Origin of the sequence: Streptomyces sp. NBC_00289 (genome assembly GCF_041435115.1) — a bacterium.
In the GTDB taxonomy this organism is placed as follows: domain Bacteria; phylum Actinomycetota; class Actinomycetes; order Streptomycetales; family Streptomycetaceae; genus Streptomyces.
This window is the reverse complement of the sequence record NZ_CP108046.1, coordinates 1,222,313-1,235,137: the sequence shown is the minus strand read 5'-3', so window position 1 is coordinate 1,235,137 and position 12,825 is coordinate 1,222,313. Positions and strand designations below refer to the sequence as shown.

Annotated in this window: 7 protein-coding genes; 5 read left to right on the top strand and 2 right to left on the bottom strand. The window is 69.6% G+C overall.

The window, feature by feature from the left end:
- The first annotated feature begins 196 nt into the window (after positions 1-196).
- The gene (locus tag OG985_RS06215) at positions 197-3,931 is read left to right on the top strand and encodes a S8 family serine peptidase (protein WP_371667205.1); all 3,735 of its coding nucleotides are present in this window, start codon (positions 197-199) and stop codon (positions 3,929-3,931) included.
- Positions 3,932-4,068: 137 nt separating this feature from the next.
- Entirely contained in the window at positions 4,069-5,076 is a 1,008-nt protein-coding gene (locus OG985_RS06210) for a TrmB family transcriptional regulator (RefSeq protein WP_371667204.1), read from the top strand.
- A gap of 231 nt (positions 5,077-5,307) precedes the next feature.
- Here OG985_RS06210 and OG985_RS06205 read toward each other — a convergent pair whose 3' ends face one another.
- Positions 5,308-6,738, bottom strand: a complete 1,431-nt coding sequence (locus tag OG985_RS06205) for a DUF2252 domain-containing protein (protein ID WP_371667203.1) — start codon at positions 6,736-6,738, stop codon at positions 5,308-5,310.
- A gap of 328 nt (positions 6,739-7,066) precedes the next feature.
- Here OG985_RS06205 and OG985_RS06200 point away from each other — a divergent pair, with 328 nt between their 5' ends.
- Complete coding sequence (locus OG985_RS06200) at positions 7,067-8,824, top strand: cation:proton antiporter (RefSeq protein ID WP_371667202.1); 1,758 nt, start codon at positions 7,067-7,069, stop codon at positions 8,822-8,824.
- Positions 8,821-10,134 carry a DUF2254 domain-containing protein gene (locus tag OG985_RS06195; RefSeq protein ID WP_371667201.1) on the top strand — a complete coding sequence of 438 codons (1,314 nt, stop codon included), beginning with the start codon at positions 8,821-8,823 and terminating at the stop codon, positions 10,132-10,134. The genes OG985_RS06200 and OG985_RS06195 overlap by 4 nt, the downstream gene beginning before the upstream one ends.
- A gap of 77 nt (positions 10,135-10,211) precedes the next feature.
- Here OG985_RS06195 and OG985_RS06190 read toward each other — a convergent pair whose 3' ends face one another.
- Positions 10,212-12,080 carry a glycoside hydrolase family 15 protein gene (locus OG985_RS06190; RefSeq protein ID WP_371674274.1) on the bottom strand — a complete coding sequence of 623 codons (1,869 nt, stop codon included), beginning with the start codon at positions 12,078-12,080 and terminating at the stop codon, positions 10,212-10,214.
- 365 nt (positions 12,081-12,445) lie between these two features.
- Between OG985_RS06190 and OG985_RS06185 the strand changes: the two genes are divergently transcribed.
- Entirely contained in the window at positions 12,446-12,784 is a 339-nt protein-coding gene (locus OG985_RS06185; protein WP_371667200.1) for a MerR family transcriptional regulator, read from the top strand.
- Positions 12,785-12,825 lie beyond the last annotated feature (41 nt).

Below are 12,825 nucleotides of genomic sequence, written 5' to 3'. Positions count from 1 at the left end.
GATCGGCTCCGGCGGCGCGGCAGCCGGCCGGCCGCTTCGTCGGCGAAGGTGGCGTCCCGTCCCATGCCGACGGCGGTGCGGAAAGTGCGATTAGGCGTGTATGCGTGTGGTTGGGGATGGCAAGTCCCTGCCATGGCGAGGACTTGTCGTCACCATGGCTTCTCGGCGGCGCGAGTGGGCCGATAGACCCAGGGACATGTTCTCTCCCTCCCAGTCTTCCGCCTTGCGGCGCAGACGCCGGCAGCTGCTCTCGGCTCTCACCGCGGTGCCACTGCTGGCCTCGGGGCTCACCCTCCTTCAAGAGCCCGCACAAGCCGCTCCGAGCAGACCCACCGTTCCCGCCGAACCGACCGCGACCCACAAGGTCACCCTGGTCACCGGCGATGTCGTCACGGTCACCACGATGGCCGACGGCCGGCAGACCGCCGATGTCGACCGGCCGGACAGCGCGCTCGGCGGCGTGAAGGTGCAGCAGATCCAGGGCGATCTCTTCGTCGTCCCGGACGAGGCGGCGCCGCTGCTGGGCACGGACAAGCTCGACCGGCGGCTGTTCAACGTCACCGACCTGATCGAGATGGGGTACGACGACGCGAAGACGTCCTCGACACCGCTGATCGCGACATACGCCCGGTCCACGTCCCGTGCGGCCGCCGAGCCGACGGCCCCGCGTGGCAGCAAGCTGACCCGCTCGCTCAAGAAGATCCGCGGCGCGGTGCTCTCCGCCCAGAAGCGGCGGGCCCGCACCTTCTGGACAGCCGTCGCGCCGCAGGGCGGCGCGGCGATGGGCGCGGGCCTGGAGAAGCTCTGGCTCGACGGCCGTGTGAAGGCCAACCTGAAGGAAAGTGTGCCGCTGATCGGTGCGCCCGAGGCCTGGGCGGCCGGATACACCGGCAAGGGCGTCAAGGTCGCGGTGCTCGACACCGGCATCGACGTCAACCACCCCGACTTCGCCGGCCTGATCGACGGCACGGCCAGCTTCGTGCCCGGTGAGGGCGTCACCGACGTCAACGGGCACGGCACCCATGTGGCCGGCACCATCGTCGGTTCGGGCGTCGCCTCCGGAGGCGACTACAAGGGTGTCGCGCCGGACGCCGACCTGTACGTGGGCAAGGTGCTCGGCGGCGCGGAGGGGTACGGCCAGGACTCCTGGGTCATGGCCGGCATGCAGTGGGCCGCGGAGTCCGGCGCCGACGTCGTGAACATGAGCCTCGGCGACTCCTACCCGACGGACGGCAGCGACCCGATGTCGCAGACCGTGGACGCGCTGTCCGCGCAGTACGGCACGCTGTTCGTGATCGCGGCCGGCAACGCGGGCCCGGAGAGCATCTCCGCCCCGGGCGCCGCCGCCTCGGCGTTGACCGTGGCCGCAACGGACAAGCAGGACCGGCTGGCGTCCTTCTCGAGCACCGGCCCCCTGGCCTCCTCCGGTGGAATGAAGCCGGACATCGCGGCTCCCGGGGTGGACATCACCGCGGCACGCTCGCAGGACATGACCGACGGCGGTGAGGGTCTGTACCGCACCCTCAGCGGCACTTCGATGGCCACCCCGCACGTGGTCGGCGCGGCGGCGATCCTCGCCCAGCAGCACCCGGACTGGACCGGCCAGCAGCTCAAGGAACAGTTGACGAGCACGGCGAAGGGCCTGGACGACGCGTACTCGCCGTACGAGGTGGGCACCGGCCGCGTCGACGTGGCCGCAGCGGTGCGCGCCACGGTCCGCGGTACGGGGTCGCTCTTCTTCGGCAACCACACGTGGCCGCACGAGCCGAGCGATATCGCCGTCACGAAGGACCTGACCTTCACGAACACCGGTTCCTCCGATGTCACGCTGAACCTGGCGCTGAGCAACGGCGACGGGCCGTTCACGCTCGGTGCCACCGAGGTGACCGTCCCGGCGGGCGGAACCGCCGCCGTCCCGGTGACCGGCGACCCGCGATCCGCCTCGGCAGGCCGGCACGTCGGCTACGTGACGGCCACCGACGCGGCCACCGGAAAGCCGGTGGCCCGCACGTCACTGGGGCTGATCAAGGAGGAGGAGCGCTACGACCTGAACATCAGGCTGGTCGGCCGGGACGGCAAGGCCGCCTCCGGATGGGTCGCGGTCAACCTGGCCGGTGACGTATGGCCATGGTCCGTGTACGTCGAAGGCTCGACCACCATGCGCATGGCACCGGGTCTCTACACCGTCGCCGGGTACCTCGACGTGGCCGGCGAGCGGGCTGACCGCTCGGGCCTGGCCGTCCTGGTCGACCCGGAAACCGTGCTCAAGGACGGCTCCGCGGATGTGGTGCTGGATGCGAGCAAGGCCCGACTGCTGCAGACCGAGGCGCCGCAGCGCACCGAGGACCGCCAGCGCAAGGTCGACTTCAACGTCCACTACACGGGTCAGGACGCGTACACCGACTACCGCAGCGCGTACGTACTCCCGCCGACCTACGACGACGTCTACGTCGCGCCGACGAAGCCGATGAAGCGGGGCGAGTTCATCCTGACGACCCGTTGGCGCAAGGGCGAGCCGCGGCTCGCCCTCAGCGCACTGGGCGGACGCCTCCGCTTCGACACCCTGGTGCAGGCGGGCAGCGCACTGGGCACCGCGACGGACAGGCTGCACGCCGTCTATGCGGGCAACGGCACGGCGGCCGCGTACGAGAACGTCAGGGCCAAGAACAAGATCGTTGTTGTCAGGCGCAGCGACGAGGTGTCGCCACAGGAGCGCGCCGAGGCCGCGACCGCGGCCGGCGCCAAGGCCCTGATCGTGGTCGACGACGGTGTCGGATCCCTGATGGAGTACGTCGGCGCGTCACCGATCCCGGTGGCCACCGTGCACCGAGACGCCGGCAAGACCCTTGTCGCGATGGCCAAGTCCGGCATCCTGAAGCTGACGGTCAAGCAGACCGCATACACGCCGTTCGTCTACGACCTGACCCGGAACTACCCCGGTCAGGTGCCGAACCGAGCCCTGGTCTACAAGCCGTCACAGCGCGACCTCGCCCGGATCGACGCCCGCTACTACTCGGCCACACAGGGCAGGACGGCCGAAGGGTACCGGTCCGACTTCACGCTCAGCCCGTCGTTCAACCTTCCCGAGACCGAGTGGCATCCGGGCACGCGAACCGAATGGGTCACTCCGGGGCAGGTCTGGAGGGAGTTCCACACACAGGGCGTCGACGAAGCCCTGCCGTGGTCGATGGTGTCGGGCGACAACACCTACGCCAGGAACAGCACCACCCGACTGGACTGGTTCGCCCCGGCCACACGGCCCGGACAGGGCGAGGCCTTCGGTGTCTACAACTCCCGTTGGCAGAACCACATGACCTGGAACGTCCAGGCGTGGGCCTCCGCCAGCGACACCATGCGGCTCGGAGGCTACCTGCCCTGGGGGGAGACGCCGTCCCACCTCCAGGTGTTCCAGGGCAAGAAGCGGATCTACGACAACCCGCACAGCGGAGACATGCAGTGGCAGGAGGTACCGGCGGGCAACCTGCCCTACCGCGCCGTCCTCGACGCGGAGCGGCCCGGTGACGTCTTCCGGCTGTCGACGCGCACCCACACGGAGTGGACCTTCATGTCCGACACCGTGGACTCCGACTTCTTCGAACCGTTCTCGGTGCTGAACCTGAACTACCGGCTGGAGTCGGACCTCCACGGCGACATCAAAGCCGGCACGGCCCAGAAGCTCGCGATCAAGCCGGTGTCGATGGACGGCGGCACCGTGCCGGGCACAGTCAAGCCGGTGAAGCTGGAGGTTTCGTACGACGACGGCGCCACCTGGCAGAAAGTGACCCTGACCAAGGGCGCCGACGGCTACCGGACCGGTTCGTTCAGGACGGCCAAGAAGCCCGGCGGGTTCCTCTCGGTCCGCGCGAGCGCCGAGACGAGCAGGGGCTTCGAGGTCAGAAACGAGATCATCCGGGCGTACGGCCTGCGATGAACCGCACTGGACGGTCCCGGGGAGGCGACTCCCCGGGACCCCTCCCTTCACACCCGCTCCCACCAGGGGCTATTCAAGATCTCGCACCATGGCGCATACTCTCACCGCTGCGACAAACGGAAGAGAGTCGGTCGCCGATGCTGGATGTCCTGGGCCTCGAACCAGACGATGAGCGGGTCTACCGGGCACTCCTCGGACAACCGAACTCCACCGCGGTCACACTCTCGGACCAGCTCGCCCTGACGCCTCCTCAGGTCGACAGCACCTTGTCCCGCCTGGTCGCGTGGGGACTGGTGATCAGGTCGGCCGACGAGCAGTTCACCGCCGCGCCACCCGCCATGGCCCTCGGCGCTCTCATCAGCCAGCGCCGGGACGGGCTGCGCGCGGCCGAGCACGCACTGGTGACCTTCGCGGAGGAACACCGGGCGGCGATGACCCCGAGCAGCATCGTCGATCTGATCGAGGTCGTCACGGGCGTCGACGCCATCCGCCACCGCTACCTCCAGGTACAGCAGGCGGCCCGCACGCAGGTCCGCACCTTCATCACCGCACCGTTCATCGCCCTGCCCCCGGAGGAGAACACGGCCGAACCCATGGCCCTCGGCCGCGGCGTGCGGTTCCGGGCGGTGCTGGACCGCGCCGTCCTGGCGGAGCCCGGGATCATCGGCGACGCGATCGATTCCCTGCGCAACGGAGTACAGCTGCGCGTCGCCGACGAACTGCCCATGAAGCTCATGCTGGCCGACGCCGAACTCGGTCTCGTCCCGCTCGCGACCACGCCGGCCGGCGAACCCGGAGCGGTGCTGCTCCACCGCAGCGGCCTGCTGGACGCGATGGACACGCTGTTCGAGACGGTATGGCGCACCGCCCACCCGCTGGAACTCTCGGCCACCGTCGAAGAGGCCGAGACCACCGTCGAGCTCGGTGCGGAGGGACCCACCAACCTCGACCGCAGGCTGCTCGCTCTCCTGCTGGCGGGCGTGACGGACTTGACGGCGGCGACACAGCTCGGCCTGTCACCGCGCACACTCCACCGGCGCCTTCGCCGCCTCATGGACATCGCCGGAGTACGGACCCGGATGCAGCTCGGCGGTCACGCCGTCCGACACGGCTGGACAGAGGCACAGGCGCCGAAGTGGACGTGACAGTGCGCCTCGTGAGCCGTGACGACCAGCGGTGCCGCCTCAGCCGGACGCGGGTGCAGGCGGCTGAAGAAGGACTGCCTGTCGCGGACCGTCGGACACGGCGCACTCGGCCACCGTCCTCGCCGTCGGCAGGCGCGTGTCCGACAGCCGTGGGGAAGGCGGCCCCGGACGCCCGGTCGGGCAGCGGGTCAGGAAGCGGCGCGGGTCACCGGAAGCACCGGATGGGGTCCGTCAGTCGGCCGGGAGTTCCTTTGCGGGCAGCCGGCCGGCGTGCACCGCGTCGACCAGTGCCTGATGGTCGCGCTCGTTCTGGTCGGCGTACGACTCCGCGAAGGTCACCAGGGCCCGGTCGAAGGACTCGCCGCTGCCGAGATAGGAGGCGATCGCGATCCGGTCGCCGGATCGGGCATGCGCGCGGGCCAGGGTGAGGCCGCAGATGCCGCCGAACGCCTCCAGCTGCCGGGGTGACATCGTCTCCGGCATCGCGATGCCCTTCCAGTCGCGCAGTTGGCGGACGTAGAAGTCGCGGCGTCTGCCGTCGATCCCGTCCACCCGTTCCCAGCCGAGGAAGATGTCGCTGGCCGCCTGCATCAGCCGCTGTCCCGAGACGACCCGCTCGCCCTGGTTGCGGTACTGGCTGGCTCCGACGTGCTCGGCGAGCACGGACGTGTCGGCCTCCTTGGCCTGAAGAAACAGCGGATCCTGACCGTCTCGTCCCAGGAGGAGGAAGATCCAGCACCGAGTGCCGACGCTGCCGACTCCGACCACTTTGCGGGCGACGTCCGCCAGACGGTAGTCGGCGAGGAGGAAGCGCCGGTCGGACGGAAGGGTGGCACCGTACCGCTCGACGAGACCCTGGAACTGGCGCTGGAGGGTGGCGCGCTCGGTGTCCGGCAACAGGTCGGCGATGGGTGTCAGCAAGGGGGGATCCGCCGCGATCATCGGCCGGCCGTCGACGAGATGCGTGAGCTTGCCGAAGACCTGCAGGGCGTCGCGGGAGCGGGCCTTGGTCATGGCGCGGGACAGCTTTTTCTGGCCTCGCTTGTGGAGCTGGGCCATGGCGAGGGTCTCGAGACGGGCAGCGTCGATCTTCGCGTACCAGACGTCGAGGTTGCTCATGCCGGCGAAGCGCGTCATCGCCTCGCGGTACGAGCGCACGGTGCCGCTCACGATGCGGGCACGCTCGGCGTCGTCGAAGCCGTTGGCCCGGGCGGCGATGACGAAACTCGCCGACAGTCGCTTGACGTCCCACTCCCAGGGGCCCGGCAAGGTCTCGTCGAAGTCGTTGATGTCGAACATCAGATCCCGCTCCGGCGAGGCCAGCAGCCGGAAGTTCAGCAGGTGCGCATCCCCGCAGAGCTGGGCGGTGATCCCCGAGCGGGGCGTGTCGGCCAGGTCGGACGCCATGATCGCCGCCGCGCCCCGGTAGAAGCGGAAAGGCGACTCGCTCATCCGGGCGTACCGGATCGGCACCAGCTCCGGCACTCGCGTCGCGGACTGCGCCTCCAGGATCGCCAGCGGGTCCGGTCGGTGAGGTGAGGGTTTGTACTCGGCGTGTCCGGAGCGCGGCGAGCGGCGCCGGGCTTCCTTGCCGAGAGCCGCACGATCCTCGGGTGTGGCGTGCGGCATCATCCGCATCGCCGTAGTCGCATGCTCGGGCATCGATGGCCCTCCTGCCTGGCCCGGAGGCCGTCGGATAGCCCGGGTGGCCATGCCAGACGCCTTTCCCGTGTGCTTCCTACGCCGAGGCGGGACAGATGGCGGAGCACCGGGTGTCCGCAGGCGTAGCGCTCCCCACCACCGTAGATCCGGACCGGGCCTCCCGCATGGCAGCGCATATCCAGCCTGGGCTGTGGTCTGTGGGTCCACCGAGGACTCGACGGGGCTGATGGGGTGGCGGGAACCGTGTCCGGGTTCGATAGGCAGGTGCGGGATCTGTGCGCGGGGTTCAATCTCACGGTCCCCGTGCGTGAAGAGGAGGAGGACCGCTTTGACCGGTGAGGACATCCTCTGGGGCATCGCCCTGACCGTTGCTCTGGCCACGGGCTCGCAGATCCTCGCCAACAAGCTGGGTGTTCCCGCACTGATCGTCCTTCTGCCGGTCGGCTTCACGGCGGGCGCTCTCACCGACGTCATCCACCCCGGACGGCTCGTCGGCCCGGACTTTCCCGCGCTGGTATCGCTGTCCGTCGCCTTGATCCTCTACGACGCCGGTCTCGGGCTGAACCTGCGCAACCTCACCGGCCCGACCCGCTCGGTCGTCGTACGGCTGCTGATCATCGGCATCGTGGTCACCTTCTTCGCCGTCTCGGGCCTCGGGCCCGCCCTGTTCGGCATCCCGTTGCGGGTGGCGGCGATGATCGGCGTGATCCTCGTCGTGTCCGGTCCCACGGTCGTCGGCCCGCTGCTCGAATTCGTCCGGCCCACGGAGAAGGTGCGACGCATCCTGATCTGGGAAGGAACACTGACCGACCCGATCGGCGGCATCCTCGGAGCCGTCGTGTTCCATGCCGTCGCCACCTCTCACCAGATCGACATCGGCCGGGGCTACCAGATCGGCCAGTTCCTCCTCAGCATGAGCGTCGGTCTCGCGGGCGGTGCGGTGGGCACCGTCATCCTGTGGCTGGCGCTGCACAAGCTGCGACTCGGCGAGACGCTCGGGACCCTCGCCCAGTTGGCGACGGTCATCCTCGTCTCCGCGGTCTGCGACATCGTCCGCGACGACACCGGCCTCATCGCCGCCATCGTGACCGGACTCGCGATCACCAACCTCCCCGGCCTGGACATGCCGGCTCGCAGGCCCTTCCTCGAGACACTGGTCCAGATGATCATCGGCCTGCTGTTCATCTCCATCTCCTCCGCCGTCACCCCCGCGTCGGTGGTGCCCGTGCTCGTGCCCTCCCTGATCCTGATCGGCGTTCTCGTCCTCCTGGTCCGGCCCCTCGTCGCGTACGCCGCCGCCCGGGGTTCCGATCTGACCGTGGGCGAATGGGGGTTCATCGGGTGGATGGCGCCCCGCGGCATCGTCGCCGCCTCCACCGCGTCCGCGTTCGCTGCCACGCTGGTGGAAAAGGGGTTGCCCGGCGCGTCCAAGATCCTGCCGATCACGTTCCTCGTGATCGTGGGGACGGTCCTGGTCTACGCCCTGACCGCCGCGCCCGTGGCACGGAAACTGGGCGTCGTCCGCTCGGCGCGGACACGACCGCTCCTGGTGGGCGGGGCTCCGTGGGTCATCGACCTCGGAAAGGCGTTGGAAGCCACGGGGCTCGATGTGCTGATGTGGGCCGGGGCCGACGAGGAACGCGAGCGGATCACCGCGGCGGGAATCGAGCTCGCCCACGGAGAGATGCTGGCGACCGCGACCAACCCCCGAGCGCGTCTGGAGGGTGTCACGGCGGTGTTCCTGCTCACCGACGACGACGACTTCAACGCTCTGGCGTCCGTCGTCATCAAGGACAACGTGCGGGGGCCGGTCTACCGGGTGGGGCCGCCGCACGACAGCCACGGCGTGGTCGCCCCCTACACCGGCGGCGACATCCTCTTCGGCCAGGCACTGGTCCGGCACCGTCTGGCGGCTCGCTACGGGCAGGGCGCCCGCTTCCGCGTGCAGCCAGGATCCCGGCCGATCCCCGCGGACTGCGACATCCTGTTCGTCGTCCGCGCCGACGGCCAGCTGGCCCCGGTCACCGGGACGCACAAGATCGCACCGCGGCCGGACGACACCGCCGTCCTCCTGGGCTCCGCATGACCTCGTGGGCCACCCGCTTCCGGCTACGGCAGTACGCCAAGGCGAGTCTGTGGATCGTCCCGCTGTTCGGGCTCGTCCTCGGCGTCGCCCTGGCCCAGGCGGCGTCCGCCGTCGACGGGGCGTCCTGGCTGCCGGAGACCTGGGACTATTCCGCGTCGACCGCGAGCAGCGTCCTCAGCTCCGTGGTCGGCTCGATGATCGCTCTGCTCGGGTTCGTCGTCACCATCGGCGTCCTCGTCATCCAGCAGGCCACCGGTACCCTCTCACCGCGTTACATGCGGCTGTGGTACCGCGACCGGCTGCAGAAGGCCGTACTGGCCACCTTCACCGGCACCTTCGCGTTCGCCTACACGCTGCTGCGGAGCATCGAGGCCGACTCCGTGCCCAACCTCGGCGTGACCCTGGCCGGTATCGCCGTCTCCGTGAGCCTCCTGCTCCTGCTGATCTACCTCAACCGCTTCACCCACAACCTGCGGCCGGTGGCCATCGCCGACATCGTGGGACGTCTGGGCGAGCGGGTCCTCGGCCACGCGGCAGCGCGGGTACGGAGCACGAACGTGCCCGACGGGGCACTGCCGACGGCCCGCTCGGTGAACCGGATCCGGTCGGAACGCGGCGGCGTCATCCAGGCGTTCGACGCTGCCGGCCTGGTCGCGCTCGCGGCCAGGCACGACTGCGTGCTCGTACTGGGCGCCTCGGTCGGCGACTTCGTGCCACCCGGCGGCACTGTCGTCGAGATCCACGGCGGTGCGTCCGCGCCCGACCCACGCCGGGTGACCGGCCTCCTCGCCCTCGGCACGGAGCGAACGATCGAGCAGGACCCGGCCTTCGCTCTGCGCATCCTGGTCGACATCGCCATCCGCGCCCTCTCCCCGGCCGTCAACGACCCCACCACAGCCGTCCAGGTGTTGAACCACATCGAGGCGTTCCTGCACGAGGTCGGACGCGCCGGATCCCGCAGCCACTACGTGCTCGCCGACGACCGTGGCCGGCCGCGCCTCGTGGTGCCCGGCCGGCCCTGGGAGAGCTACCTGGACCTCGCCGTCACAGAGATCCGTGACTACGGCGCGACCTCCGTCCAGGTCTGCCGACGGCTCCGGGCCCTTCTCGAAGGACTCCTGGCGACGCTGCCGGACGCGTGCGGGCCCGCTCTCCGGACCGAGCTCGGCCTCCTCGACGACGCGGTCGACAGGGAGTTCACCGACGCACCCCGCCGCGCGAGGGCGCGGACGGCCGACTCCCAGGGCATCGGCGGACGTCCCGCCCGGGACGCGCTGCCCGGTGCGCCGCCCGGCGAGACAGGCCGCTAGGACACCGCAGGCGGCCCGGCAGGTCATCGAAAGCGGGTGGCCCTCGCACTGCGGTGCGCCCGCACCAGCTGCCAGGCTCAGCCGTTCAGTCGCTCCCGGTCAATGGCCTCGTCCAGGGTCGATGCCGCCATGATGAGTGACAGGTGGGTGAAGGCCTGCGGGAAGTTGCCGAGTTGCTCGCCGCTCGGGCCGATCTCCTCGGCGAAGAGGCCGACGTGGTTGGCGTAGGTGTGCATCTTCTCGAAGGTGTAGCGGGCCGGTCGGACACGCCCGGCGCGGGCGAGGGCGTCGACGTAGAGGTAGGTGCAGAGGCTGAAGGTGCCCTCCGAGCCGCGCAGGCCGTCCGGGGACGCGGCAGGGTCGTAGCGGTACACGAGGCTGTCCGAGACGAGCTTGCGCTCCATGGCGTCCAGGGTGGACAGCCAGCCGGGACTCTTCGCGGCGAGAAACCCCACGCGCGGGATCAGCAGGAGGGAGGCGTCCAGGACGTCCCCGCCGTAGTGCTGCACCAGCGCCTGCTCGGACTGACTCCAGCCCTTCTCCATCACCTGTTCCAGGATGCTGTCACGGGCGTTGCGCCAGCGTGGAATGTCGGCGGGCCGGCTGAGCTCGGTCGCCAGCCGCAGGCCCCGGTCGAAGGCGACCCAGCACATCACCCGGCTGAACGTGAAGTCCTTGCGTCCCCCGCGCGTCTCCCAGACACCCTCGTCCGGGCGATCCCAGTTGTCGGACAGCCAGTCCAGCGTCCGGGCGAGCCCCTTCCAGCCGTGGTAACCCAGTTCCACGCCGACATCCATGCCCTCGGCCATCGCGTAGAGGGCCTCGCCGTAGATGTCCAGTTGCAGCTGGTCGGCAGCGGCGTTGCCGGCGCGGACGGGACTCGATCCCCGGTAGCCCTCCCAATGGTCGAGGATCTCCTCGGTCAGGTAGGGGTCCCCGTCGACCCGGTACATGATCTGCAGGCGCTCGCCCGGCAGCTCCGCCCGGTCGTGCATCCGATCGCCCAGCCACTTGGTGAACGCCGACGCCTCCTCGGCGAACCCGAGGTCGAGCAGGGCCCGCACCGAGAGCGCCCCGTCCCTCACCCACGAATACCGGTAGTCCCAGTTCCGCTCACCGCCGACCTGCTCCGGCAGACCCATGGTGGCGGCGGCGACCGGCGCACCGGTGGGGTGGTAGGTCATGATCTTGATCGTGATGGCAGAGCGGTTCACCATCTCGCCCCAGCGCCCCCGGTAGTGGGAGGTGTGCAACCACTTCTGCCAGAAGTCCACCTCGCGCCACAATCCCGCTGTCACGCTGTCGGCCGTGATCGGAGGCGGGGCATCACCGTCGGCGGCGCACGTGGTGAAGACGGCGACTGCCGACTCGCCGACTCCGAGAGTGACCGCCGCCTGCACGTCCTGCCCGTCCCGCGTCAGAGGAAAGGTCGTCTGCAGGTGACCCGCGATCCCGTTGCTCCGGAACACGGCGTCCTGGGACCGCAGATCGAGTTTGTGGTCGGCCCGGCCGTAGTCGAACCGTGGCCTGCACTCCATGACGAACCGCACGGTTCCGCGCACCACACGAATCACTCGCATCAGGCTGTGGCGGTCGGTGGGGGTGCGGCTGGTGTTCGCCGGCATCCAGTCGATGACCTCGCCGACGCCCTCCGGCGACATGAACCTGGTGACGAGCACGCCGGTGTCCGGGTAGTAGAGCTGCTTGCACGACACGTCCGAGTGCTCCGGTGCCAGCTGGAAGTACCCGCCACGCTCGTGATCGAGCAGTGAGGCGAAGACGCTGGGGGAGTCGAACCGCGGCGAGCAGAACCAGTCCACCACGCCTTGCGAGGAGACCAGGGCCGCGGTCTGCAGATCACCCACCAGACCGTGGTTGGCTATGGGGGGATAGCGGTCCATGAGCGTCCAATCCCTGAGGGTTCCGACGCATCCACTATCCGGCAGCCCATCTCAGGGCGCCTGTCCTAGCCACGGCCAGGGCCATCGCACGCCCACCCTCGTCGCCGTCCGCGGTCGACTACCTCACTTTTGAACTCGCGGAAATCTACGTCGGCCGGAGTAGACATTGGCCGGTGGGCCGGTTATGGTTTCTCTCGTAGCCAGAGAGAACGCAGGACCTGGCAGAGACGAACGGCCGGGCAGCAGTGACCGCAGTCGCAGTACGCAGGACGTGCGGTGGTGGAGTTTCGAAGCCCGGGTTGGTGCAGGACGGGCGACGAGGCTGACCGCCGAAGCGCGACACTCAGTTTCGGGGCCCTGGTGCCGTACAGCACCAGGGCCCCTCCACGCGTTCCACACAGAGAGGTGCGATGACAGCAGACGACATGTACGGCCGTCTCGATGACGACGACTACCCCGCTTACACCATGGGCCGGGCCGCCGAGATGCTCGGTACCACCCAGGGCTTCTTGCGTGCCATCGGCGAAGCCCGCCTCATCACCCCGCTGCGCTCCGCAGGCGGACACCGCCGCTACTCCCGCTACCAGCTGCGCATCGCCGCTCGCGCCCGGGAACTCGTCGACCAGGGGACTCCGATAGAGGCCGCCTGCCGCATCGTCATCCTCGAAGACCAACTCGAAGACGCTCAGCGACTCAACGCCGAGTACCTCCGCGACGCCGAATCGACGAACCGGGCAACCGCGACCTGAGACAGCTGAACACTCGCCGACTCGGCTGCCGCGCACGCCGT

Bases quoted from the DNA above. Each gene is read 5' to 3' on its own strand.
- OG985_RS06215 (WP_371667205.1), top strand. From the start codon at position 197: ATGTTCTCTCCCTCCCAGTCTTCCGCCTTGCGGCGCAGACGCCGGCAG.
- OG985_RS06210 (WP_371667204.1), top strand. From the start codon at position 4,069: ATGCTGGATGTCCTGGGCCTCGAACCAGACGATGAGCGGGTCTACCGG.
- OG985_RS06205 (WP_371667203.1), bottom strand. From the start codon at position 6,738: ATGCCCGAGCATGCGACTACGGCGATGCGGATGATGCCGCACGCCACA.
- OG985_RS06195 (WP_371667201.1), top strand. From the start codon at position 8,821: ATGACCTCGTGGGCCACCCGCTTCCGGCTACGGCAGTACGCCAAGGCG.
- OG985_RS06185 (WP_371667200.1), top strand. From the start codon at position 12,446: ATGACAGCAGACGACATGTACGGCCGTCTCGATGACGACGACTACCCC.